This window comes from Brevundimonas sp. SL130 (assembly GCF_026625805.1).
Classification (GTDB): Bacteria; Pseudomonadota; Alphaproteobacteria; order Caulobacterales; family Caulobacteraceae; genus Brevundimonas.
Window position 1 is genome coordinate 1,188,093 of record NZ_CP113064.1, and the last position, 23,313, is coordinate 1,211,405.

Here is a 23,313-nt window from a genome sequence, read left to right on the forward strand (position 1 = left end):
AGGCCGTGTGTCCATGGCTGATCCGTGGCTGAGATGTGAAGCTTTCGTCATGATTGATCAAAGGCTTCCACTGTTGCCTTGCGGACACGATCGGAGCCAGTCCTGCCTAACCGCCGCCCCCTCAAACGGGCGATCTGATTGTCAAAGCGACCTGGGGACAAGCGGTGGAGTGATGGGGCGGGGCGCGCCCACCCCACTGGGGCTGAGCCTCAGCCCGCGTCCCGCCAAGCCTTCAGGCTGTCCATCGCCCGGATGCTTTGCAGCCGCTTCTTGGCCCGGCCGCGTTCCTTCAGCGGGATCTTCTTGCCCTCTTCGTCGACCTTGGGCGCCTCCAGCGGGGGCAGAAGGCCGTAGTTGATGTTCATCGGCTGGAATTTCGAGCCTTCCAGGTGCCCGCCGGTGATGTGTTCGACCAGGGCGCCCATGGCGGTCTCGGGCGGCGGAGCGGCAAGGTCGCGGCCCAAAGCCTGGGCGGCGGCGAGACGGCCGGTCAGCAGGCCCATGGCGGCGCTCTCGACATAGCCCTCGACCCCGGTGACCTGGCCCGCGAAGCGCAGGCGGGGCATGGCCTTGAGGCGCAACTGCTTGTCCAGCAGCTGGGGGCTGTTCAGATAGGTGTTGCGGTGCAGGCCGCCCAGGCGCGCGAACTGGGCGTTCTGGAGGCCGGGGATCATGCGGAAGGTCTCGGCCTGGACCCCGTGCTTCAGCTTGGTCTGGAAGCCGACCATGTTGAACAATGTGCCCAGGGCGTTGTCCTGGCGCAGCTGGACGATGGCGTAGGCCTTGACCAGGGGATCGCGCGGATTGGTCAGGCCGACCGGCTTCATCGGGCCGTGACGCAGGGTCTCGCGGCCCCGCTCGGCCATGACCTCGATCGGCAGGCAGCCGTCGAAATAGGGGACGTGCTCCCAATCCTTGAACTCGGCCTTGGGGCCGTTCAGCAGGGCGTCGATGAAGGCCTCGTACTGGACCTTGTCCATCGGGCAGTTGACGTAGGCGGCGGCGTCTCCGCCGGGGCCCTCCTTGTCATAGCGCGACTGACGCCAGGCGATGTCGAAGTCGATGCTGTCGGCGTGGACGATGGGGGCGATGGCGTCGAAGAAGCTCAGGCTTTCCTCGCCGGTCGCCTTCAGGATGGCCTCGGCCAGGGCGGGCGAGGTCAGGGGGCCGGTGGCGACGATGACATTGTCCCACTCCTGCGGCGGCAGGCCTGCGATCTCCTCGCGCACGATGGTGATCAGCGGGTGGGCCGCCAGTTTCGCCGTCACGGCGGCGGAGAAGGCGTCGCGGTCCACCGCCAGGGCGCCGCCCGCCGGCACCTGGTTGACGTCGCCGCAGGCCATGATGATCGAGTCGAGCGCCCGCATCTCGGCGTGCAGCAGGCCGACCGCATTGTGCTCCCAGTCGTCCGACCGGAAGGAGTTGGAACAGACCAGTTCGGCCAGGCCGTCGGTCTGGTGGGCGTCGGTCTTGACGCCGGGCACGCCGCGCATCTCGTGCAGGATGACGGGCACGCTGGCCTGAGCGATCTGCCAGGCGGCCTCAGACCCGGCGAGGCCGCCGCCGATGACGTGGATGGGGGAAGGAGAGGGGGAAGCAGTCATCGCGGCCTTCTAGCGGCCGTCTGGCGTGATGTCATGATCCCCTGCTATGTCAGAGGCGGGGATATGGGGGCGTGAGCGTGAGCAGTCATCGGCATCTGCGGCTGGGCCAAGCCCTGTCGGCGGCCTTCGCGGGGCTTCCGCGCGCTTGGAAGGGCGCATGGGGTGCGATCCTGGCCTGCGCTGTGGTGTGGAGTTTTGCCTATCTGGCCTTAGGCGCGGTCAGCCTGATCTGGGCCCCCTTCGGTCTGGCCGGGAGCCTGGTGCTGATCGGCGCCCTGACGCGGATCGCCGTCAGCGATGACGCGACGACGGCGAAGCGGCTGGGCCTGGGACCGGCGGGGCTTCAGTTCGGCCTGCCGGAACTGCGGTTGCTTGGCGCCGCGCTGTTGTGCGCCGTCTTCATGGCGATGATCCTGTCCGTCGTCGCCCTGCTGCTGCTGGCGGTGTTCGGCATGGCGGGCCTGGACGCCGAGGCGATCAATCAGCGGCACTGGGGGGCGGTCGGTCCGGCGTGGAAGCTGGCTTTGCTGGCGGTCGTGACCCTGCTGGCCCTTTTCGGCCTTCTGGTGATGGGCGTGCGTCTGGCCTTGTTCGCCCCGGCGACCCTGGGGCGCGGCCATATGGTCTCGCTGAACAGCATGGGGATTGCGCAGGGCAGTTTCTGGCCTTTGCTGGGCGGACTGTTCGTGGTCGGCCTGCCCAAGATCGCGCTGTTGATCCTGACAAGCGCAGGCTTGCTGTCCGGCCTCTTCGGCTGGGTCGTGTGGGCGGTGGTTCTGTGCGGCCTGGAAGCGCCCCTCACGATGGGCTTCCTCGGCGCGGCCTATCTGCGACTGGAATACTGGACGCCGCCTTCGACAGAAAGCTAGAAGGCCCGCGACGTCAGAGACGGTTCGGTCTAAGCGGTTGACCGTGCATCGCGCCTCGACGGCGACCCGATGATTTGGGCTGGAGTTGATCATGAGCTTTTCCGCGACAGACGCGGCCTTTGAGGGATTTCGCGTCACCCGCGGCAACCCCTTGCCCATTCTGCTCTGGGCGCTTGTCTGGCTGGCGGGACTATTCATAGCCTCGATGGTCGCCGTTCCCATCGCGGCGCCCTATGCCGCCGAAATCCAGTCGGCGGCGGGGGATCCCTCCGCGCTTTCCGCCGAGGCCACGCGGGCGGTTTATCTGATGACGGCCATGGCCGCGCCCTTCGTGATCGGGGTGCAGTCCATCGTCTCGGCGGCGGTCTATCGCGCCGTGCTCGAGCCGGAGAACAAGGCGTATGGCTTCCTGCGTCTGGGGCGCGATGAGCTTCGTCTGCTCCTTGTCACGATCATCGTCACAGCGATCAGTTTTGCCGTCAGCAGCGCCAGCGAGTTCCTGGTTCGATTTTCGAGCGAGGCCTTGGGGTTGCTTGGGGGCTTCTTCTTCAATCTCCTGGGCCTGGCCCTATCTGTGTTTCTCAGCGTGCGGCTGTCGCTGATCGCCCCTTTGACGTTGAAGCGTCACAAGTTCAGCTTTGCTGAAGGCTGGCGCATGTCGGGGCGCGTCTTTTGGCCGCTGCTGGGGATCACGGTCCTGGCCTTCGTCATGGCGCTTTTCGTCGTGGTGCTGTTGTTCCTGATCGGTTGGCCTCTGGCCGCCGCCCTCGGGGGAACAGGCGCGGGTGCGCTGCTTCCCAACCTGCTGCTGCTTCTGCTGATTCCGTTTGGCGCGATGCTGGTTTCGGTGCTGCTGTGGACGCCGTTCGCCGCCACTGTTCGCGACATCGCCTGACCGTCAGGCTGGCGCCTTCGCCCGCTTCTTCTTCGCCGGCTCCACCGATCCGCCCAAGGCCGCGACCCGCGCCTTGCGGCGGGTCTCGTGCCGGTCCAGCACCTCCTTGAGGTATTTGCCGGTCCAGCTGGCGGTGTTGCCCGCCACCTGTTCGGGCGTGCCGACCGCGACGATCTCGCCGCCGCCGTCGCCGCCCTCGGGGCCGAAGTCGAGCAGATAGTCGGCGACCTTGATGACATCGAGATTGTGCTCGATCACCACGATGGTGTTGCCGGCCTCGACCAGTTCCTGAAGCACCTCAAGCAGTTTACGGGTGTCCTCGAAATGCAGGCCGGTGGTCGGCTCGTCGAGGATGTACAGGGTGCGGCCGGTGGCGCGTTTGGCCAGTTCCTTGGATAGCTTGACCCGCTGGGCCTCGCCGCCCGACAGGGTGGTGGCGGGCTGGCCGACCTTGACGTAGCCCAGGCCCACGCGCTCCAGCGTCAGCATCTTGTCGCGGATCGGCGGCACGGCCTTGAAGAAGGTCGCGGCCTCCTCGACCGTCATGTCCAGCACGTCCGAGATCGACTTGCCCTTGAATACGATCTCCAGCGTCTCGCGGTTGTAGCGTTTGCCCTTGCAGACGTCGCAGGTGACATAGACGTCGGGTAGGAAGTGCATCTCGATCTTGATGACGCCGTCGCCCTGGCAGGCCTCGCAGCGGCCACCCTTGACGTTGAAGCTGAACCGGCCAGGGCCATAGCCGCGGGCCTTGGATTCCGGCAGGCCGGCGTACCAGTCGCGGATGGGACCGAAGGCCCCGGTGTAGGTCGCCGGGTTCGAGCGCGGGGTGCGGCCGATGGGCGACTGGTCGATGTCGATGACCTTGTCGAAATGCTCCAGCCCCTCGATCCGGTCGAAGGGGGCGGGGGCTTCGGACGCATTGTTCAGGCGGCGCGCGGCGGCCTTGTACAGGGTCTCGATGGTGAAGGTGGACTTGCCGCCGCCGGACACGCCGGTGATGCAGGTGAAGACGCCGACGGGGATTTCGCCGGTCACGCTCTTGAGGTTGTTGCCGCTGGCGCCGCTGATCTTCAGCATCCGCTTGCGGTCGATGGGACGACGGCCGTCGACGGGGATCTCGATCTCGCGCTCGCCGGTCAGATATTTGCCGGTCAGCGACTTCGGATTGGCCATGACCTGAGCCGGCGTGCCCTCGGCGCAGACCTCGCCGCCGTGGACGCCGGCGGCCGGGCCCATGTCGATGACATAGTCGGCGGTCAGGATGGCCTCCTCGTCATGCTCGACGACGAGCACGGAATTGCCCAGGTCGCGCAGGCCCTTGAGGCTTTCCAGCAGGCGGGTGTTGTCGCGCTGGTGCAGGCCGATGGAGGGCTCGTCCAGCACATAGAGGACGCCGGTCAGGCCCGAACCGATCTGGGACGCCAGTCGGATGCGCTGGCTCTCGCCGCCCGACAGGGTGCCGGAGGCGCGCGACAGCGACAGATAGTCGAGGCCGACGTTATTCAGGAACCGCAGCCGGTCGCCGATCTCCTTCAGGATGCGCCGGCCGATCTCCATCTGCTTGTCGCTGAGCGCCTCAGGCAGGGCTTGGACCCAGTCGTAGGCCTTCTTGATCGATAGGGTGGAGACGTCGGCGATGTCCTGCCCCCCAACCTTGACCGCCAAGGCCTCGGGCTTCAGCCGCTTGCCGTGGCAGGCGTCGCATGGGGTCTCGGACTGATAGCGAGCCAGCTCCTCGCGCACCCAGGCGCTGTCGGTCTCGCGCCAGCGACGCTCCAGGTTCGGCAGCACGCCCTCGAACGGCTTGGAGACCTCGTATTTGCGGGCGTTGTCGTCGTAGGTGAATTTGATCTTCTCGGCGCCGGTTCCGTACAGGATCGCCTTGTGCGCCTGGGCGGGCAGTTCGCGCCACGCGACGTCCATCGAGAAGCCGTAGTGGCGGCTGAGCGACTGCAGCGTCTGGGTATAGAGGGGCGAGGGGCCGCGCGCCCAGGGGGCGACGGCGCCCTTGTGCAGGCTCTTGTCGCGATCCGGGATCACCAGGTCGGCGTCGAAGGCCAGCTTGACGCCCAGGCCGTCGCAAACCGGGCAGGCGCCGAAGGGATTGTTGAACGAGAACAGCCGCGGCTCGATCTCGCTGATCGTGAAGCCGGACACCGGACAGGCGAACCGCTCGGAAAACAGCAGGCTGCGCGGCGCGGTCTCGCCCTCGGCGACGCTGGCCCACTCGGCGTTGGCGATGCCGTCGGCCAGACCCAGGGCGGTCTGTAGACTGTCGGCGTAGCGGGCTTCCTGGTCCGGCTTGGTGACGATCCGGTCTACGACGATGTCGATGTCGTGTTTGAACTTCTTGTCCAGCGTCGGGGCTTCGTCGATGGCGTAGAACTGGCCGTCGATCTTCAGCCGCTGGAAGCCCTGACGCTGCCACTCGGCGATTTCCTTCTTGTACTCGCCCTTCCTGCCCCGAACGACGGGGGCGAGCAGCAGGATGCGTTCGCCGTCGGGCAGGGCGACCAGCTTGTCGACCATCTGGCTGATGGTCTGGCTCTCGATCGGCAGGCCGGTGGCCGGCGAATAGGGTACGCCGACCCGCGCCCACAGCAGGCGCATATAGTCGTGGATCTCGGTCACCGTGCCGACGGTCGAGCGCGGGTTCTTGGACGTCGTCTTCTGCTCAATGGAGATGGCCGGGGACAGGCCCTCAATCAGGTCCACGTCCGGCTTGCCCATCAGCTCCAGGAACTGGCGCGCATAGGCCGACAGGCTCTCGACATAGCGGCGCTGGCCCTCGGCGTAGATGGTGTCGAACGCCAGCGAGGATTTGCCCGAGCCCGACAGGCCGGTCATCACCACCAACTGCTCGCGCGGGATGTCGAGATCCACGCCCTTGAGGTTATGCTCGCGGGCGCCGCGAACGCGGATGAAATTGTGCTTTTCGGTCATGCTGTCCGGAGAACGCGGGAAGGGCCGGGCGGGTCCGGCGCGACATCGCTATATGGGGATGAATCGCAGGATTGAAGCAAGAACAATGTGCGAACATTGCTGCGCTGGGCGCGGTGAGTTATCGTCGCGCCATGGCCGAGGGTTTCGACATCCACCTGAACGAAGATCAGGCGCGGCGGCTGAAGGCGGCGGCCGAGGCGGCGGGCGTGGACCCGACGGCCTATGCTTTGCAACTGATGGACGGCGTGATCGGCGATATCAGTATCGGCGGAATGCGCGAATATCCGGCCGCCTGGGTCGCTGAAGATGCGGAGCGCTGGGCGGAATATGAGCGCACGGGGGAGACTATTCCGCTCGAAGATGCGTTGGCCGCGTTCGACGCCGCTCTCGACGAGAAACTACGCGCGAAGGCGAGATGAGGTTCACGGTCGTGGTGCTCCCGTCTGCGCAACGGGATCTGCTGCGACTGACATCTTTCCTGGCTGAGGCCGCTCCATCGGCCGTCGAGCGTATGCGCGCCGTGGTCAAGGAAGCGCTGCGTTCGCTTTCCGATATGCCGAACCGGGGCCAGCAGATCGACGAATACGACCGCCGGCTGAAGGCGCCATTCGGCGAGGGCGCCTATGTGATTATCTATCGGGTGGAGCAGCGGCGCGTCGTCGTCTCGCACGACATCCACTCACGAGAGGATTGGCATTCGCGGGACGATTGGCCAGCCTGATCTAATCCGGCGTCCAACCCTGGGTCGGCCGCACGAACCGCTCGCCCTTGGCCAGCATCACCCCGTTGGCGGTCGCGATCCCCAGTTCCAGGCTTTCGGCGATGCGGCGGGCGCGTTCGATGAAGTGGGCGGCGGCGACGGGCGGGCACAGGTCTCGTGCGGTCTCGACGAAAACCTCCAACCAGCGGTCGAAATGGCGGGCGTCGATGGGCAAGGGCAGGTGTTTCGGCATCGGCCGCCCCTGATAGACGCCGGTCGATAGGGCGACAGACGACCAGAACAGCTTCATCTGCGCCAGATGCGGGCCCCAATCGTCTATGCGCTCGGCGAAGATCGGGCCGATGAGATGATCGGTGCGGACGCGGGCGTAGAAGCCCTCGACCAGGGCGTCGATCATGGCCTCGTCTATGCCGGTCTCGTCGCGCAGACGCTGAACGGTCGCCTCGCGGCGGGCGGCGGCCCCGGCGGGGTCTTCGATGCGGAAGCGACTTTCCATAAGGCGGGGAATAGCCGGGCGTTGAAGCTCGCGCCACTGGACGATCCGCCCAACCTCACGCGGCCGTGTTCGACGCCAGACTTGCACATTTCAGGATTACGACCCATCCTCCTTGTTCTGACGCGTTTTGCAGAAGGTTTGACGATCATGATCATCGCATTGGCCACCGGTTCCGCCCTGTCCGCCATGCTGCTCGTGATCCTCCATGCCAACCAGCCCAAGCCGAAACGGGTCCCCGTCCGCGCTCGCGACCCTCGCCAAGGTCGCCGCTAGGACGCCTGACGGCGTTACGCTTTTCGATAATCTGAGCCTGACGTTCGGGCCTGAGCGCACCGGCGTCGTCGGTCGCAACGGCGCGGGCAAGACGACCCTGCTGCGGTTGATGTCCGGCGCGCTCGAGCCGACGACGGGGCGGGTGGAACGGCCGGTCCGCGCGGTGCTGTTGGATCAGGAAGCCGCGATCCTGAAGCCGGACGAAACCCTGGTTGAGGCCTGGCGGCGGCTCAATCCCGAAGGCTCGCTCAACGACGCCCAGGCGGCGTTGGCGCGGTTCCTGTTCCGGAACGCCATGGCGCATCGCAAGGTCGGGGCTCTGTCGGGCGGCGAACGGCTGCGCGCGGCCCTGGCCTGCGTCATGACGGGGGCGACGCCGCCGCAGTTGCTGATTCTGGATGAGCCGACCAATCATCTGGACCTGGACTCGGTCGCGGCCGTCGAGGGCGCCCTGTCGGTCTATGACGGCGCCCTGGTCGTGGCCAGCCACGACGCCGACTTTCTGGACGCTATCCGAATCGGCAGGACAATCGTCCTCTAACCGACGCCGCCGGTCTGGCGCAGTCCCTCCCACAGGGCGATTCCTGCGGTGACCGACAAGTTCAGCGAGCGCGCCTCCGGCCGCAGCGGAATCACGACCCGGGCGTCGGCGGCGGCGTGGACATAGTCCGGCGCGCCGGAGGTTTCCTTGCCGAACAGAAGCGTGTCGTCGGGTTGAAAGACGAAATCGGGCAGGGGGGTGGCCCCTCGTGTGGTGAACAGAATCAGTCGTCCAGCGGGGCGGTCGCGCTGAAAGGCGTCCCAGTCGGCATGGCGGCGCATATGCGACAGGGGGCCATAGTCCAAGGCCGCCCGCTTCATGGCGCGGTCGTCGAAACGGAAGCCTGTGGGCTCTACGACGTGCAGTTCGACCCCGAAACAGGCCGATAGCCGGATGCAGGCGCCGACGTTCTGAGGAATGTCAGGTTGAAAAAGGGCGAGACGCATTCTAATCCATTATTATACGCGGCCTGGGGGTTTGTCGCGGTCTGTCTGCGAACGTTTCGCAAGAAACGTCAGCGACTTGCGGTCATAGGCCGCAAATACAGGCCGGGGGGAATACTGGGTCTCGATTTTAGGGTTCGTGCCGCAAAAGAGGAACGCCAATACAGGCGCTCCCGGCGGTCTTCGAGAGGTGAAACGTGGCCGAGACGGGTGTGATTCCGGAAGGCGAGGGCGATCCGAATCGCCGCGACTTCATCCATATCGCAGCGGGCGCCGCTGCGGTCGGCGCCGGGGCGATGATCGCCTGGCCCCTGATCAACCAGATGAACCCCGCCGCCGACACCCTGGCCCTGGCCTCGATCGAGTTCGATCTGACCAAGGTGCAGGAGGGCCAGCAGGTCGTCATCAAATGGCAGGGCAAACCGGTGTTCGTGCGGTATCGCACCCCGGCAGAACTGCAGCGCGTGATTGCCGACGACCACGCGCCGGGCCTGAAACAGCCCCAGACCGACGCCGAGCGCACCAAGCCGGGCCACGAGAAATATCTGGTTGTGGTTGGATCCTGCACCCATCTGGGCTGTGTTCCGACCTTCGGGGCCGGCGACTACGGCGGCTGGTTCTGCCCCTGCCACGGTTCGCACTATGATGCGTCCGGGCGGATCAGGAAAGGACCGGCGCCCCTGAACCTGGTGGTGCCGGACTACGAGTTCGCGTCCGATACCCGCGTCAAGATCGGTTGAGGGGGAGGACATGAGCGAACACGAATCCACCTACGTCCCGAAAACGGGCATCGAGAAGTGGCTGGACACCCGGCTGCCGATCATCCGCTTCGGCGCCGACTATATGTCGCTGCCGACACCCAGAAACCTGAACTACTGGTGGACCTTCGGCGGCATTCTGGCCCTGTGCCTGATGACGCAGATCGTCACCGGCATCGTTCTGGCCATGCACTATACGCCGCAGGTCGATCTGGCCTTCGCCTCGGTCGAGCGGATCATGCGCGACGTCAACGGCGGCTGGCTGATCCGCTATGTCCACGCCAACGGCGCGTCGATGTTCTTCATCGCCGTCTATCTGCACATGCTGCGGGGCCTGTACTACGGCTCCTACAAGGCGCCGCGCGAGATGATCTGGATCATCGGCTGCGTGATCTTCTTCCTGATGATCGCCACGGCCTTCCTGGGGTACGTCCTGCCCTGGGGCCAGATGTCCTTCTGGGGCGCTGAGGTGATCACCAATCTGATCGGGGCCATTCCGGTGATCGGCGAGCCGATCCTGATCTGGCTGCGCGGCGGACCGGCGATCGACAATGCGACGCTGAACCGCTTCTTCTCGCTGCACTATCTGCTGCCCTTCGCCATATTGGGCTGTGTCGTCCTGCACCTATGGGCGCTGCACTCGGCGGGTCAGAACAATCCGGTCGGCATCCTGATCCCCGCCGATCGCTCGAAGAAGGACATGCTGCCCTTCCACCCCTATTTCACGCTGAAGGACGGGTTCGCGATCATCCTGTTCCTGCTGCTGTTCGCGATCTTCGTCTTCTATCAGCCGAACGCCCTGGGCCACGCCGACAACTATATCCCGGCCAACCCGCTGCAGACCCCGGCGCACATCGTGCCCGAGTGGTACATGCTGCCCTTCTACGCCATCCTGCGCGCCATCCCGGACAAGTTCGGCGGCGTGGTGGCCATGTTCGCCGCCATCGGCGTGCTGTTCGTCCTGCCCTGGCTGGATACCTCCAAGGTGCGGTCGATGCGCTATCGGCCGACCATGCGGTCCTTCTTCTTCATCTTCCTGGTGGTCGGCGTCGGCCTGGGCTGGTGCGGTGGTCAGCTGCCGGACGCCCAGGTCATTCCGGGTGTTGCGGGCTTCAATCTCTTTGACGGCAACATCAACTCCTATCTGTGGCTGACGCGGCTGTTCACGGCCTACTACTTCCTGTTCTTCCTGGTCATCATGCCCTTCGTCGGCCTGAAGGAGACGCCCCTGCCGATCCCGGCCACTATTTCCGAGCCGGTCCTGACGGGTGCGGACGCGATGCCGGCGCTCGCTCCGGCCTCGCCTGAGAAGAAGGGGTGAGGGCCATGATGACCGTGAAAATCAACGCCTCGATGTCCAGGCTCATCGCGTCGGCGGCCGTGGCCCTCGGCCTGCTGGCCGCAGCCCCGGCCCTGGCTTCGGGCGGGGCTGCCCATCCGCGCTCGGGCGGGTTCAGCTTCGAGGGACCGTTCGGCGTCTATGATCAGGGCCAGCTTCAGCGCGGCTACAAGGTCTATCAGGAGGTCTGTTCGGCCTGTCACGGCATGAACCTGATGCACTATCGCAATCTGGGTGATCGCCACGGGCCGTTCTGGAATCCGAAATATCCGAACCCGAACGACAATCCGGTGGTCAAGGCCCTGGCCAAACAGGTTCAGGTCCCGGATATCGACAGTGAGACCGGCGAACCGATCCAGCGCGACGCGACGCCCGCCGACAAGTTCCGCAGCCCCTATCCGAACGCCACGGCCGCCGCCGCAGGCAACGGCGGAGCGGCCCCGCCTGATCTATCGGTCATGGCCAAGGCCCGTCACGACGGCGCCAACTACATCTACTCGCTGCTGTCGGGCTATCGCGCGGCGCCGGCGGGCCTGACGATCCGGGAAGGGCAGCACTACAACCCCTATATGGCCGGCGACCTGACGCCCTTCTGGACCGGGGACAAGCACCATGTGCCGGAGGGCGGCTTCATCGCCATGCCGGCGCCGCTGCGGGCTGGCCAGGTGACCTATGACGACGGCTCGCCCCAGACGGTGGACCAGTATGCCAAGGACGTCGCTGCCTTCATCGCCTGGACCTCTGAACCCAAGATGGTCGAACGCAAACAGGCTGGGTTCGGGGTGATCTTGTTCCTGCTGATCTTCGCCGGCGTCACCTACGCCAGCTATCGCCGCGTCTGGAAGGGTGTCGCCCACTAGGCGTCGGCTTCCAGCACCCGATCATCAGCCCGCCGAAGTCCGCTTCGGCGGGCTTTTGATTGCGACAAATGGCGGCTGACATGGAATCGACATGACGGATTTCGCCCCCTAGGGTCGGCGACTTCATTTCCGGCTGTGGGGCCAAGTGTTTATGCGTATCGTCTCTTCCTTCGCCGCCGTGCTGCTGGCCGGCGTCACCCTGTCCGCCTGCGCCACCGCCGGACCGGATCGGGCCGCAGCTTCGTTCGACGCCGCGCGGATTTCAGAGGATATCCGCATCCTTTCCAGCGACGCTTTCGAGGGACGCGGCATCGCCACCCCGGCCGAAGACAAGGTCGTCCAGTATCTGAGCACACAGTACGCCGCCGCCGGCTTCCAACCGGGCGGGCCGAACGGTCAGTGGACCCAGGACGTCATCCTGAACCGGTTCGTGCAATCCAATGTCCGCGCCTCGCTGAAGCTGGGGGACTGGAGCTTGCCGATGACCCAGGGGCGGGAGGTCGCCATCTCGACCCGCCGTCCGGCGCAGCACGTCAGTCTGAAGGACGCGCCCCTGGTCTTTGTCGGCTACGGCATTACGGCGCCCGAGCGGAACTGGAACGACTTCAAGGGCCAGGACCTGCGCGGCAAGATCCTGGTCGTCCTGGTCAATGACGCCGACTTCGACGAGCCGGCGCTGAACACCTTCGGCGGCAAGGCCATGACCTATTATGGCCGCTGGACCTACAAGTACGAAGAGGCGGCCAAGCACGGCGCGGCGGGCGTTCTGATCGTCCATGAGACGGCGCCGGCCTCTTACGGCTGGGCGACCGTCGCCAACTCGTGGGGCGTGCCCCAGTTCGACATCCTGAGGCCCAATGCGGCGGCCGAGCGCGTGCCGATGGAGGGCTGGATCCAGCGCGATGTGGCGGTGGACCTGTTCCGCCGCGCGGGGCTGGATTTCGAGGCGCTGAAGGTCCAGGCGCGCAGCCGCGACTTCCAGCCCGTGGCCCTGCCCGGCGCCGGCTTCTCGACCGAGTTCGATGTGGCGACCAACCAGGTCACCAGCCACAATGTCATCGCCCGCCTGCCGGGCACGACCCACCCGGACGAAACGGTGCTGTACACCGCCCACTGGGATCACATCGGCATGGGCGAGCCGGACGCGACGGGCGACCGGATCTTCAACGGCGCCGTCGACAACGCCTCGGGCACCGCCGGCCTGCTGGAACTGGCGCGGATGTATGGACGCAGCCCCCGCACCGAACGGTCGGTGGTGATGATCAGCTTCACCGCTGAGGAAAGTGGTCTGCTGGGCTCGGAATACTACGCCGTGAACCCGGTCTATCCGCTGGCCAAGACAGTCGGCGGGTTCAACATGGATTCGATGAACGTCTACGGCCGCGTCGCCGAGCTGGGCGTCACCGGCTACGGCCAGTCCGACTTCGACGAGCGGCTTGCGGCGGCGATTCAGCCCCAGGGCCGCACCCTGGCGCCGGACTATGAAAACGCGGCCGGCACCTATTATCGTTCCGACCACTTCCCCCTGGCCAAGCGCGGCGTGCCGATGGCCTATGCGGGCAGCCGGGGCGACTTCCGCGACGAGCCGATCGCCCAGCGTCAGGCCGACCGCGCCGAATATGGCGCCAAACGCTACCACCAGGCGGCGGACGAATGGTCGCCGAACTGGGACTATCGCGGCATGATGGAGGATCTGACGGTCTTCTATGATGTGGGCCGCGCCCTGGCCAACGGCCGCGACTGGCCGGAATGGAAGACGGGCTCTGAGTTCGCCCCGGTGCGCGCCACGACGGCCGCCCAGCGTCGCTGAGGTTTTCGCGGGCCGGGACACGCTCCCGGCCCATATTTCTTTGATCCTATTGTCGAGCCAGGCTCATGTCCTTTCGTCGTGGTTCCGTGGCGCTGGCGGCGCTGTTTCTAGCGGTCTGCGCCACCGTTCCGGTCAGCGCGGCGCCCGCACCCGACGACGCTTTCGCGACGGCGTCCGCCACGACGCCCGAGTTCAGCGCACAGCGGCTGTCGGATCACATCAAATACCTGTCTGCCGATGAGCTGGAGGGGCGTTTCCCCGGCCTGGTCGGCGAACGCCTGACCCTGGCCTATCTCCAGGCGCAGTATGAAGCCCTGGGGCTGGCGCCGGGCGGGCGGGACGACGCCTGGCTCCAGCCGGTCGATCTGGTGCGGTTCAAGCCCGAAAGGGCGCCGACGGCCGCTTGGACCGGGCCGGACGGCGCGCGCCATGACTTGATCTCGGGCACGGACATCACCCTGCGCGCCGGTCGGAATGATCCTGTGCTGAAACTGGAAGACCTGCCGCTGGTCTTCGCCGGCTATGGTGTCGTGGCGCCGGAACCTGGGTGGGACGATTATGGAGACGCCGATCTGACCGGAAAGGTCGTTGTCATTCTGCGCGGGCAACCCGAACCTCTGGGCGACGATCCGAACTTCTACGGATCGACCGAACATAAGATGCAGGAGGCGCTGAAGCGCGGGGCCGTGGGCGTCATCACCTTGCAGCAAGAGGACAGCCGCTGGCGACGCGCTGTCGGCGGCGCGACCCGGCCGCAAATGACGGTCAAGGGCTCAGCCGATGCGCGCTTCACCGGCTCCATCAATACGGCGACAGGAACCGCCCTCGGAGGGGCGGCCCTGACGGAAGCGGTCGCACGCGCCAAGACGGCCGGCCTCGGCGGCGCCGTCGCTCTGGAGGCCAGGCTGTCGCTGGATATTGCCGAGTCGACCGAGGTGATTCACTCGAACAATCTGCTGGCGAAGATCCCAGGCACGACGCGACCCGACGAATATGTCGTCTATTCCGCCCATTGGGATCACATCGGCAAGGCCAAGGAGCCGAACGCCGAGGGCGACGACATCTACAACGGGGCCTGGGACAATGCCTCGGGCACAGCCGGCTTGATCGAGATGGCGCGGGCCTTCAAGGCGGGGCCGGCGCCCGAGCGCACCGTGGTCTTCCTGCACGTAACGGCCGAGGAGCAGGGATTGCTGGGTTCGGAGGCCTATGCCGCCGACCCAGTCTATCCGCTGGCGAAGACGGCGGCGGACATCAATATCGACATGCTGCCCTTCACGCCGGCGACGCGGGACGTGGCGGTGTTTGGCGTCGGCAAGTCGGAACTGGAGGATATTCTGGCGCGGTTCGCGGCGGGTCAAGGGCGCGCCGTGACCGGCGACGGCTATCCCAAGGAGGGCTTCTATTACCGCTCCGACCATTTCAACTTTGCGGCGGGCGGGGTGCCGGCCCTGATGCCGTGGAGCGGTCGCGATTTTGTCGAGGGCGGCATGGAGGCCGGCACGCCCTATTATGAAGCCCAGATGGGCCGCTATTACCACAAGCTGACGGACGAGTGGCGGGCCGACTATGACTTCACGGCGGCGCTGCAAAACATGGACCTGCTGTATCGGCTGGGGCTGACGGTGGCCGACAGCGAGACCTGGCCGGCATGGAAGCCGACAGCGGAGTTCAACGCCATCCGCGACGCCACCGCCGACCAGCGCCGTTAAAGGCGGCCCGCGGCGACGTCGTGAACCTGGCCCATATTGATCGTGGCATGAGGACGGTGAAACTGTTGCTCTGCCCCGGCTCGCCGAGAGCGCGGGATCCGGCCAATCCGCTTGGGAATATGTTCGAGTCGGAACAATAGCCGGCTGCTTCCACAATCGCCCCGTTTCCTTGAGAGTGTCGGTTCATGCAGAAAGAATCGCGCCTTGATACGTATAAATGGCTAGGTATGGATACTTAAATAGACGCAATTATCGATCAAAAACCAACGTTTTATATCGTCATTAACTGACGTCGATACGTCCTCTCAAAAAAGCTATTCAGTTTGGAGGACTGTTCGTGCGATTGAAAACAGTAATCATTGCCATCGGCCCGGTGTTGGCTGTTTCGGCCTTCACTTCCGCCCATGCAGCGCAGCCCGACGGCGCAGCTGCCGCAGATGTCATCGTCACCCAGCCTCAGAACGGGGGATCTGCCCCGCCCGCCGCCGCCGCCGCCCAGCAAGTCTTTTCAACGGGGGTCGCCCGTGGTCGCGATCCGCTGGACAGTGCGACTTCGACCAGCGCGCTGAGGCAGGATGCGATCCAGGTGCTCGGCGCCCGTTCTCTGGGGGATATCCTGCGTACGGTCCCCGGAATCCGAACCGAGGCGTCGACCGGCGACGGCAGTTCCGCCTACACGATCCGCGGCCTTCCGCTGGCGTCCGGCGGATCCAAATATATGCAGATCCAGGAAGACGGGCTGCCGGTCCTCGAGTTCGGGGACTTCTTCAACGGCGCGACGGACATCTTCATCCGCGCCGACTTCAATCTGGCGGCCGTGGAGGCCATCCGGGGCGGTTCGGCCTCGACCTTCGCGTCCAATTCGCCGGGCGGGGTCATCAACCTGATCTCCGAGACGGGGCAGGTCAAAGGCGGCGCGATCCAGGTCACGACCGGGCTCGACTATGACAGCAACAGAGTGGACTTCCACTATGGCGCGCCCATCACCGATACTCTGCGCTTCCATATCGGCGGCTTTTACCGCTCAGGCGAAGGTCAGAGGGACGTCGGCTTCAAAGCCTATGAGGGCGGCCAGTTAAAGTTCAACCTCACCAAAAAGTTCGCCAATGGCTATGTCCGCCTGTCCGGCAAATATCTGGATGACAGGTCGCCGCACTATCTGCCGGGGCCGGTGCGGATCACCGGCACCAACGATGATCCGCACTTCGGCAGCTTCAACGGATATGATGTTCGGCGCGACTCCATGCTGGCAGGCTACCTCGGGGATCTGATCACTCTGGACGGCGCCAACAATCCGGCCCGGTTTCCGCTCAGCCAGGGTCAGGACGCCCACGTGCGATCAATCGGCGTGGAGTCTCAGTTTGATGTCCGAGACTGGACCCTCACACACCGCGCCCGTTACTCGAAAGTCGCGGGCGGCACGACCCGCAACCTGGTTTCCGCCATCTATTCCGGCAGCGCCATGCCGGCCTCCCTGGGCGGGGGAACCGGGACATTCACCTATGCGACCGGTCCGAACGCGGGACAGGTTATCGCCAACCTCGGGTCCATCAACGGCAATGGTCTGGTCGTGGCCTCGGCGTTGAACCGGGTCGATTCCAGCGACCTGGGCAATTTCATCAGCGACCTTCGCGCCACGCGCGCCTTCACCCTCCCGGGCGGCGAACTGACGGTGACGGGCGGGCTGTATAACTCGATCCAGAACTACAATAGCGACTGGCTGTATTCGAACCATCTGCAGGATGTTGCGGGCGACGGTCAGTCCGCGCTGATCAACTACAGGACGGCCGGCGGCGCGCTGAGGTCGCAGGACGGGTATCTGGGCTTCAACCGCTCGGGCGCCACCGCCTTCTTCAGGCGGAAATATGATGTCCAGTACGAGATCGCGGCGCCCTATGGCTCGGTCAACTACCGGTTCGGTCGGATCGCGATCGGGGCCAGCGTCCGTTATGATACGGGACAGGTCAGCGGTCAGCTGTACGGGGCCGATCTGGGCGGTGGGCGGGTCGGCATGACGTCCGTCGATTTCAATGGCGACGGCGTCATATCGTTTGCGGAATCTCGGACGGCGTTCACGCCGCTGGATCGACCGGCGCCCGTCGACTATGACTATGATTACATTAGCTATTCTAGCGGAATTAATTTCCGGGTGTCCGAGCCGTTCGCCCTGTTCGCCCGCTATAGCCGCGGCGCGCGGGCGGGGGCGGACAAGGTGCTGTTCTCGAGCAAGGTCAGTATGACCGACGGCAGCATGCCCGATCCGGAAGACGGTTATGACATCGTCGAACAGCTGGAGGGTGGGTTCAAATATCGCACGCCCACGCTGACGGTGAACGTCACCGGCTTCTCGGCCGATACGGAGGACACCAACGTCCAGGCCGGGGCCATCACCACCGACCGGGAATACACCGCCTATGGCGTGGAGACAGAGGCCGCCTATCGTCGGGGGCCCTTCAGCCTGACGGGCGGGGTCACCTGGACCCAGGCCGAGATTGTGAACGACAAGTTCAACGCCGCCGTGGCCGGCATGGTCCCCCGTCGCCAGCCCGACTTCATCTTCCAGGCCAGCCCGCAGTATGACAGCCGCAAGGTCTCGGTGGGGGCCAATATCATCGGCACGACCAGCAGCTGGGTGCAGGACGTCAACCAGATGAAGATGCCGGGCTATGTGCTCGTCAACGCCTTCGTCCAGTACCGTCCTAGGGAGCGGGTCCAGCTGATGCTGGACGCCAACAACCTGTTCGACGAGGTCGCCTTCATCGAGATCACGACCCCGTCCGTGCCGGCGAACGGGATCGGTCTGGGGCGGGCCGCCAACGGTCGCACCGTCAACCTCTCGCTACGCTACGATTTCTGATCACGGCGAGACCGATCATGAAAAGCCCCCGCCGCTGGTGCGACGGGGGCGATCGGGCTGTTCAGCGTGTGGGGCGACCGCTCAGTTGAACAGGAAGTTCATCACGTCGCCGTCCTTGACGACATAGGTCTTGCCTTCGGCGCGCAGCTTGCCCGCCTCGCGCGCCTTGGCTTCGCCGCGCAGGGCGACGAAGTCGTCAAAGGCGATGGTTTCGGCGCGGATGAAGCCCTTTTCGAAGTCGGTGTGGATGACGCCGGCCGCCTGGGGCGCGGTGTCGCCGACATTGATGGTCCAGGCGCGGGCCTCCTTCGGGCCGACCGTGAAATAGGTCTGAAGCCCCAGCAGCTTGTAGGCCTCGCGGATCAGGCGGTTCAGGCCGGGTTCTTCCAGACCCAGGGTCTCGAGGAACTCCTTCTGCTCCTCATCGTCCAGGACGGCGATCTCGGATTCGATCTGGGCCGAGATGACGACCGAGTTGGCGTTGTCCGTGGCGGCGCGGGCGGCGACCTTGTCCGACAGCTCATTGCCCTTGTCGGCCGAGCCTTCCTCGACGTTGGAGACATAGAGGGCGGGCAGGGCGGTCAGCAGTTGCAGCATGTGCCAGGCCTTGGCGTCTTCCTTGGAGACGTCGGCGGTGCGGGCGGGCTTGCCGGCGTTCAACTGGGCCAGGGCCAGATCGACCAGTTTCAGCGTCAGGCCGGACTCCTTGTCGCCGCCCTTGGCGCGCTTCTCCAGCTGGGGCCGGCGGCGCTCCAGGCTTTCCATGTCGGCCAGCATCAGCTCGGTCTCGATGATCTCCAGATCGGCGATCGGATCGATGCGGTTTTCGACGTGGGTGATGTCGTCGTCGACGAAGCAGCGGGCGACGAAGGCCACGGCGTCGCAGTCGCGGATATTGGCCAGGAACTGGTTGCCCAGGCCCTCGCCCTTGGACGCGCCGCGCACCAGGCCGGCGACATCGACGAAGGTGATGCGGGCGGGGATGATTTCCTTGGACCCTGCGATCTCGGCCAGGGCGTTCAGACGCGCCTCGGGCACGGCCACGTCGCCGGTGTTCGGCTCGATGGTGCAGAACGGATAGTTGGCCGCCTGGGCCGCCGCCGTCTTGGTCAGGGCGTTGAACAGGGTGGACTTGCCGACGTTGGGCAGGCCGACGATCGCGACTTTAAGAGCCATGGTATTCCTCGTGAGCGCGAGCCTTTAGCGGGTTCGATCCCGTTTGTCAGGCTCGCGCTGCAAAAGGCGTCAGTGGGCGCTGTGATCCATGCCCGCCATGGCCGCCATTGCGGGCTGGCGCACCGCCGCCTGAACCGTCACCTCGGGCGCCGAGGCGAACTTCAGGGTGATGGGCACGGTCTCGCCGGCGACCAGGGGCGCGGTCAGGCCGATCAGCATCAGGTGATTGCCGCCGGGCGCCAGGCCGACCGCCTGACCGGCCGGCAGCGGCAGGCCCTCGGTCAGCTGGGCCATCTTCATCATGCCGTTCTCGGTCTTCATCTCGTGGACCTGAAGTTCGGCCGCGCGGGGGCTGGCGCCGCCGGTCAGGCGGTCGTCGGTCGCGGCGGTCAGGGTGACGTAGCAGCCGCCGGCCTTGGCTCCGTTGGGCGAAGGGCGGCACCAGGCGTCGGCGGCGGCCACGACAGCGGCCGTCGCCTCAGCGGCAGGGGCCGGCTTGTCCGCAGGCGGGTTGCAGGCCGCCAGAACGAGGGCGATGGCGGCGAGGGACAGATGGGTTTTCATGGCGTCGGTTCTTTCAGGAAACGGCGGGACGACGCCGGATCATCGGCCGCACGGCTCGATCGAGCAATACGGCCAAGACCAGGCTCAGGCCCGTCAGGGGATAGAGGACGGCGAGGGGCAGGACGATGCCCAGGACAGCGGCGCGGACGCGGGGTCCGGGTGGGGCGGGCGGGGCGCCCAGGCGCAGGCGCGACAGGTTCGGCGGGCGGCGCTTCCACCACATAATCAGGCCGCTGATGGACAGCAGCCAGACGCCGATACAGCCCAGCAGCATGATGATGCGGTTCACCTGTCCAAACTGGGTGCCCTGGTGGGTGTAGATGCCCCATTCGATGGCCTTGGCGCCGACGCCGAACCGGTCGTAGCCGAGGTCGGCCAGCAGGCGCCCCGAGGCGGCGTCGATGTACAGGGACCGGCTGTCCTGAACCCGGCGGGCCTGAGTCGTGATCGTATAGGCCGTGCCGCCGGCGGCGGGGATGTTGACGGCGTAGGGCCGGGCCAGACCGGCGTCGTCGGCGGCCTTCAGCACCCGATCCAGGGCGCCGTGGCCCGCGTGGTCGTGGGTCATGACCATTCCGTCCATGGCCCAACCGGCGCCGATGGGCTGGTCATGGTGTTCGGCGCGCTGCCAGGCCCCGGCGACGGGCGCCGGCGGGCGGCCCAGACCGCTGGACTTGACCGCGTCCATCACCGTGTCGCCCCAGAAGGCCGACCAGGGCATGCCGGTGACCGCCAGGAACAGCACGACCCCGCCGACATAGACGCCGGTCAGGGCGTGCAGGTCGCGCCAGAAGGGGCGTCGTCGTGTGTCGTTCGTCTGGGGCGAGAAGGTCGCAACCGCCCGTCCGCGCGGCCACCACAGATAGAGGCCGGTGGCGAACAGTATGATGGTCCAGCCCGCCACGATCTCCACCAGGATGTTGAATGGCCGACCCAGCAGGGTCAGGCTGTGGGTCTTCTTGACCAGTTCCATGAACCCGCCGGCGGGAATGACGCCGGTCGCGCGGCCTGTGTGCGGATCGACGAAGACCGTCTTCTGCACCCCGTCGGGCCGATCCACCCGCAGGCGGACGGCCTGGTCCAGCCGGGCGGGCAGGACCAGATTGGCGACCCGACCGCCGCCGGCGGCCTGGGCCGCCGACGTCACCCAGGTCGTCGGCGCGGTCTGGGTTTGGGCCACCGGCACGCGGATCATGTCGCGATAGAGGGCGCCGTCGATCTCGTCCTTGAACAGATACAGACCGCCCGTCAGGGCCAGCAGCATCAGCACGGGCATGACGAAGACGCCGGCATAGAAATGCCAGCGCCAGACGGCCCGGTAGGCGCCGGACAGATCGTCCGGCGCCTGGGTTGCGGCCTTCCCGGCCATCAGTAGCTCATCCTCACGCCGACATAGGCCGAGCGGCCCTCGCCGGGGAAGAAGACGGCGGTCGAGACGCTGGCCAGGCTGGCGTCGGTGACGGCGCTGAAGTTCGAGACATAGGCCTCGTCGAACAGGTTGCGCACGTCGGCGAAGACGGTCAGGCCGCGCCGCACGGTCCAGCCCATGTTCAGGTTCGCCACCGTATAGGCGGGCGACTTCAGGGTGTTGGCGTAATCGACCCAGGAATCCGCCATCGACCATTCCACGCTGGGCGCCACGAACCAGCCGGCCGGGTGATCATACCGCAGTTCGGCCCGGTACAGATGCGGCGGCACGACCGGCAGGTCATTGTCGCCATAGACCTTGTCTCCGTCGAAGTAGAAGTCCGAGAAGGCGTAGGTCTGGCGCAGGCGCCACTGCGGCGCGATCCGCCAGTCCACCCCCGCTTCGATCCCCTGGTGAACCGTGGGCCCGGCGTTGAAGGTGGAGGCGGGAATGCCCAGCGCGTTGTCGATCACGAAGTTCAGCAGCTCATGGTCCAGGTCGGCGCGATAGGCGGTGACGTCCCAGGTCACGGGGCCGCGGCGACCGCGCGTGCCGACTTCCCAGGTCACGGCCTCCTGCGGGACCAGGGGTTGATAGCCGCTGGCGGTCGGCGACAGGGCCGAGAAGTTGGGGGGCTCGACAGAGCGGGTGACGTTGGCGAAGACCTGATCGCCTTCCTCGCTTTCCCACAACAGGCCGGCGCGGGGCGCGAACCAGTCAAACGTCTTATCGACGCTCAGGTCGATCGTGTCGGCGACGCCGGGGACCACATAGCTTTGATAGTCCCGCTCGGCGCGGCCCCAGGTTCCCCCGGCGACCAGGGCCAGGCGGTCGGTGACGAACAGCCGCCCCTCGCCGAAGACGTCCAGCCCCTTGGCGTTCTGGAAGCTGCGGGCGCGCAGACCGTTCTGCTGGCCGGCCAGATTGGCCCACTGTTTGGCGTCCAGGTCGCCCTGGCGATACCAGGCGCCGTAGAAGGCGTCGGCGCGCAGGCCAAAGACCTGACCTTGCCAGTCGAACCGGCCGAAGGCGCCATAGTTGCGGCTTTCCTGATCGATGACCTGGAAGACGGGGTGGTCCAGATCCTTCCACGTCCCATAGATCGCGCCCTCGAACACGGTGGACTCGTCCAGCCGCCAGCGCGTCTGCAAGGTCGTTCGGATCGATTGCATATTGCGCTGGTAGTTCAGTGTGACGTTGCTCAGCGTCGCCGTCTGGGGCTTGGTCAGGGCGTCCGACAGGCTGACGCTGCCCGGGATTTCCTGATGGACGTCGCCGCCCGAGACCAGCAGCCGCACCTCGCGGTCCTGGCCGAAGCTGCGGCCGATATTGGCGGACAGGTGCAGGGACTTGCCCTCGCTCTGCTGACGCCAGCCGTCCACGCTCTGGCCTGTGACGGCGGCGAAGCCGTCCCAGTCGCCGCGCACGCCCGCGACCTCGGCATGGGCGCGCACCGTGCCATAGGAGCCGCCGTCCAGACGCAGGCTCAGGTTCGAGGCCGCCGTACGGCCGGTCGGTGTGACCAGATTGACCGCCCCGCCCAGCAGGGCGCCGCCGAAGCGCAGGGCGTTGCCGCCCTTGTAGACCTCGGTGTAGCGGGCGATCAGCGGGTCGATCAGCTGGAAGTCGCCGAAGCCGTCGGCCTCGTTGAACGGAACCCCGTCCTGGGCCAGCAGGGTGCCGCGATTGTGGCTGGAGTTGCCGATGCCCGAGCCGCGGATCGACAGGCGGATGTCGCCGCCCCACTTCTTCTGGGCATAGACGCCCGGCGCGTCGCGCAGCACGTCGGCGAGGTTGGGCGCATAGCGGTCGGCGTAGGATTCGGCCGAGACGACGGCGACCGCGCCGGGCGTGCGAGACAGGCGTTCGCGCGCCTCGGCGACGACGGCGGGGTCGTCGGCGTTGCGCCGGGCGGTGACGATGACGGTGTCGAGGACGGCGGGCTCGGACGCCTGTTGGGCCAAGGCAGGGCTGGCCAATGAGGCAAGCAGCAGGGCGCAGGGCGCCGCAGTGGTCTTGAGAGACATGATGATCCTGAAGT

Annotated in this window: 18 protein-coding genes and 1 pseudogene; 11 read left to right on the forward strand and 8 right to left on the reverse strand. The window is 66.0% G+C overall.

What is annotated here, in order from left to right; translation table 11 throughout:
• Window positions 1–209 precede the first annotated feature (209 nt).
• A complete protein-coding gene (trmFO, locus tag OU998_RS05930) occupies window positions 210–1,604 on the reverse strand; it encodes a methylenetetrahydrofolate--tRNA-(uracil(54)-C(5))-methyltransferase (FADH(2)-oxidizing) TrmFO (RefSeq protein WP_267515901.1) in 1,395 nt (464 codons plus the stop codon).
• Window positions 1,605–1,675: 71 nt separating this feature from the next.
• Between trmFO and OU998_RS05935 the strand changes: the two genes are divergently transcribed.
• Both OU998_RS05935 and OU998_RS05940 read left to right on the forward strand, forming a co-directional pair.
• On the forward strand, window positions 1,676–2,473 hold the full coding sequence (locus OU998_RS05935; protein WP_267515902.1) for a hypothetical protein: 798 nt from the start codon (window positions 1,676–1,678) through the stop codon (window positions 2,471–2,473).
• A gap of 91 nt (window positions 2,474–2,564) precedes the next feature.
• Window positions 2,565–3,368 (forward strand): hypothetical protein, encoded by an 804-nt coding sequence (locus tag OU998_RS05940; protein ID WP_267515903.1) that lies wholly within the window; start codon window positions 2,565–2,567, stop codon window positions 3,366–3,368.
• 3 nt (window positions 3,369–3,371) lie between these two features.
• Here the strand turns inward: OU998_RS05940 and uvrA are convergent, their stop codons facing one another.
• Window positions 3,372–6,314, reverse strand: coding sequence for an excinuclease ABC subunit UvrA (gene uvrA / locus OU998_RS05945; RefSeq protein ID WP_267515904.1), 2,943 nt, complete (start codon window positions 6,312–6,314; stop codon window positions 3,372–3,374).
• A gap of 131 nt (window positions 6,315–6,445) precedes the next feature.
• On the opposite strand from uvrA, the gene OU998_RS05950 reads away from it, so the two are divergent.
• Together OU998_RS05950 and OU998_RS05955 are read left to right on the forward strand one after the other, a co-directional pair.
• Window positions 6,446–6,733 (forward strand): hypothetical protein, encoded by a 288-nt coding sequence (locus tag OU998_RS05950; protein ID WP_267515905.1) that lies wholly within the window; start codon window positions 6,446–6,448, stop codon window positions 6,731–6,733.
• On the forward strand, window positions 6,730–7,035 hold the full coding sequence (locus OU998_RS05955) for a type II toxin-antitoxin system RelE/ParE family toxin (RefSeq protein ID WP_267515906.1): 306 nt from the start codon (window positions 6,730–6,732) through the stop codon (window positions 7,033–7,035). The genes OU998_RS05950 and OU998_RS05955 overlap by 4 nt, the downstream gene beginning before the upstream one ends.
• Before the next feature lies 1 nt (window position 7,036).
• Here the strand turns inward: OU998_RS05955 and OU998_RS05960 are convergent, their stop codons facing one another.
• Window positions 7,037–7,531 carry a group III truncated hemoglobin gene (locus OU998_RS05960; protein WP_267515907.1) on the reverse strand — a complete coding sequence of 165 codons (495 nt, stop codon included), beginning with the start codon at window positions 7,529–7,531 and terminating at the stop codon, window positions 7,037–7,039.
• Between the two features lie 277 nt (window positions 7,532–7,808).
• On the opposite strand from OU998_RS05960, the pseudogene OU998_RS05965 reads away from it, so the two are divergent.
• Window positions 7,809–8,345, forward strand: a pseudogene (locus tag OU998_RS05965) (ATP-binding cassette domain-containing protein); the annotation flags it as partial.
• Here the strand turns inward: OU998_RS05965 and OU998_RS05970 are convergent.
• On the reverse strand, window positions 8,342–8,791 hold the full coding sequence (locus tag OU998_RS05970; protein ID WP_267515908.1) for a tRNA (cytidine(34)-2'-O)-methyltransferase: 450 nt from the start codon (window positions 8,789–8,791) through the stop codon (window positions 8,342–8,344). The pseudogene OU998_RS05965 and the gene OU998_RS05970 sit on opposite strands and share 4 nt — an antisense overlap.
• A gap of 194 nt (window positions 8,792–8,985) precedes the next feature.
• Between OU998_RS05970 and petA the strand changes: the two genes are divergently transcribed.
• From petA to OU998_RS06000, 6 genes are all read left to right on the forward strand, one after another.
• Window positions 8,986–9,528, forward strand: a complete 543-nt coding sequence (gene petA / locus OU998_RS05975; protein WP_267515909.1) for a ubiquinol-cytochrome c reductase iron-sulfur subunit — start codon at window positions 8,986–8,988, stop codon at window positions 9,526–9,528.
• Between the two features lie 10 nt (window positions 9,529–9,538).
• Window positions 9,539–10,867: a cytochrome b gene (locus tag OU998_RS05980; RefSeq protein ID WP_267515910.1), complete on the forward strand. Its 1,329-nt coding sequence runs from the start codon at window positions 9,539–9,541 to the stop codon at window positions 10,865–10,867.
• Between the two features lie 5 nt (window positions 10,868–10,872).
• Complete coding sequence (locus tag OU998_RS05985) at window positions 10,873–11,745, forward strand: cytochrome c1 (RefSeq protein WP_267515911.1); 873 nt, start codon at window positions 10,873–10,875, stop codon at window positions 11,743–11,745.
• Between the two features lie 151 nt (window positions 11,746–11,896).
• Entirely contained in the window at window positions 11,897–13,555 is a 1,659-nt protein-coding gene (locus OU998_RS05990; RefSeq protein WP_267515912.1) for a M28 family metallopeptidase, read from the forward strand.
• Between the two features lie 65 nt (window positions 13,556–13,620).
• Window positions 13,621–15,267, forward strand: coding sequence for a M28 family peptidase (locus tag OU998_RS05995; RefSeq protein WP_267515913.1), 1,647 nt, complete (start codon window positions 13,621–13,623; stop codon window positions 15,265–15,267).
• A 343-nt stretch (window positions 15,268–15,610) separates the two neighbouring features.
• Entirely contained in the window at window positions 15,611–18,124 is a 2,514-nt protein-coding gene (locus OU998_RS06000) for a TonB-dependent receptor domain-containing protein (RefSeq protein ID WP_267515914.1), read from the forward strand.
• Window positions 18,125–18,205: 81 nt separating this feature from the next.
• On the opposite strand, the gene ychF is transcribed toward OU998_RS06000, so the two are convergent.
• The 4 genes from ychF to OU998_RS06020 form a co-directional block, all read right to left on the reverse strand.
• A complete protein-coding gene (gene ychF / locus OU998_RS06005) occupies window positions 18,206–19,300 on the reverse strand; it encodes a redox-regulated ATPase YchF (RefSeq protein ID WP_267515915.1) in 1,095 nt (364 codons plus the stop codon).
• Window positions 19,301–19,369: 69 nt separating this feature from the next.
• A complete protein-coding gene (locus tag OU998_RS06010) occupies window positions 19,370–19,864 on the reverse strand; it encodes a copper chaperone PCu(A)C (RefSeq protein ID WP_267515916.1) in 495 nt (164 codons plus the stop codon).
• Window positions 19,865–19,877: 13 nt separating this feature from the next.
• Window positions 19,878–21,233 (reverse strand): PepSY-associated TM helix domain-containing protein, encoded by a 1,356-nt coding sequence (locus OU998_RS06015; RefSeq protein WP_267515917.1) that lies wholly within the window; start codon window positions 21,231–21,233, stop codon window positions 19,878–19,880.
• Window positions 21,233–23,299: a TonB-dependent receptor family protein gene (locus OU998_RS06020; RefSeq protein ID WP_267515918.1), complete on the reverse strand. Its 2,067-nt coding sequence runs from the start codon at window positions 23,297–23,299 to the stop codon at window positions 21,233–21,235. Before OU998_RS06020 ends, OU998_RS06015 begins: the two co-directional genes overlap by 1 nt.
• Window positions 23,300–23,313 lie beyond the last annotated feature (14 nt).

Coding starts and splice junctions, on each gene's coding strand:
- OU998_RS05990 (WP_267515912.1), top strand. CDS start 11,897: ATGCGTATCGTCTCTTCCTTCGCCGCCGTGCTGCTGGCCGGCGTCACC.
- OU998_RS05955 (WP_267515906.1), top strand. CDS start 6,730: ATGAGGTTCACGGTCGTGGTGCTCCCGTCTGCGCAACGGGATCTGCTG.
- uvrA (WP_267515904.1), bottom strand. CDS start 6,314: ATGACCGAAAAGCACAATTTCATCCGCGTTCGCGGCGCCCGCGAGCAT.
- OU998_RS05970 (WP_267515908.1), bottom strand. CDS start 8,791: ATGCGTCTCGCCCTTTTTCAACCTGACATTCCTCAGAACGTCGGCGCC.
- ychF (WP_267515915.1), bottom strand. CDS start 19,300: ATGGCTCTTAAAGTCGCGATCGTCGGCCTGCCCAACGTCGGCAAGTCC.
- OU998_RS05985 (WP_267515911.1), top strand. CDS start 10,873: ATGATGACCGTGAAAATCAACGCCTCGATGTCCAGGCTCATCGCGTCG.
- OU998_RS05940 (WP_267515903.1), top strand. CDS start 2,565: ATGAGCTTTTCCGCGACAGACGCGGCCTTTGAGGGATTTCGCGTCACC.
- OU998_RS05995 (WP_267515913.1), top strand. CDS start 13,621: ATGTCCTTTCGTCGTGGTTCCGTGGCGCTGGCGGCGCTGTTTCTAGCG.
- OU998_RS06020 (WP_267515918.1), bottom strand. CDS start 23,299: ATGTCTCTCAAGACCACTGCGGCGCCCTGCGCCCTGCTGCTTGCCTCA.
- OU998_RS06010 (WP_267515916.1), bottom strand. CDS start 19,864: ATGAAAACCCATCTGTCCCTCGCCGCCATCGCCCTCGTTCTGGCGGCC.
- trmFO (WP_267515901.1), bottom strand. CDS start 1,604: ATGACTGCTTCCCCCTCTCCTTCCCCCATCCACGTCATCGGCGGCGGC.
- OU998_RS05950 (WP_267515905.1), top strand. CDS start 6,446: ATGGCCGAGGGTTTCGACATCCACCTGAACGAAGATCAGGCGCGGCGG.
- OU998_RS05960 (WP_267515907.1), bottom strand. CDS start 7,531: ATGGAAAGTCGCTTCCGCATCGAAGACCCCGCCGGGGCCGCCGCCCGC.
- OU998_RS06015 (WP_267515917.1), bottom strand. CDS start 21,233: ATGGCCGGGAAGGCCGCAACCCAGGCGCCGGACGATCTGTCCGGCGCC.
- OU998_RS05980 (WP_267515910.1), top strand. CDS start 9,539: ATGAGCGAACACGAATCCACCTACGTCCCGAAAACGGGCATCGAGAAG.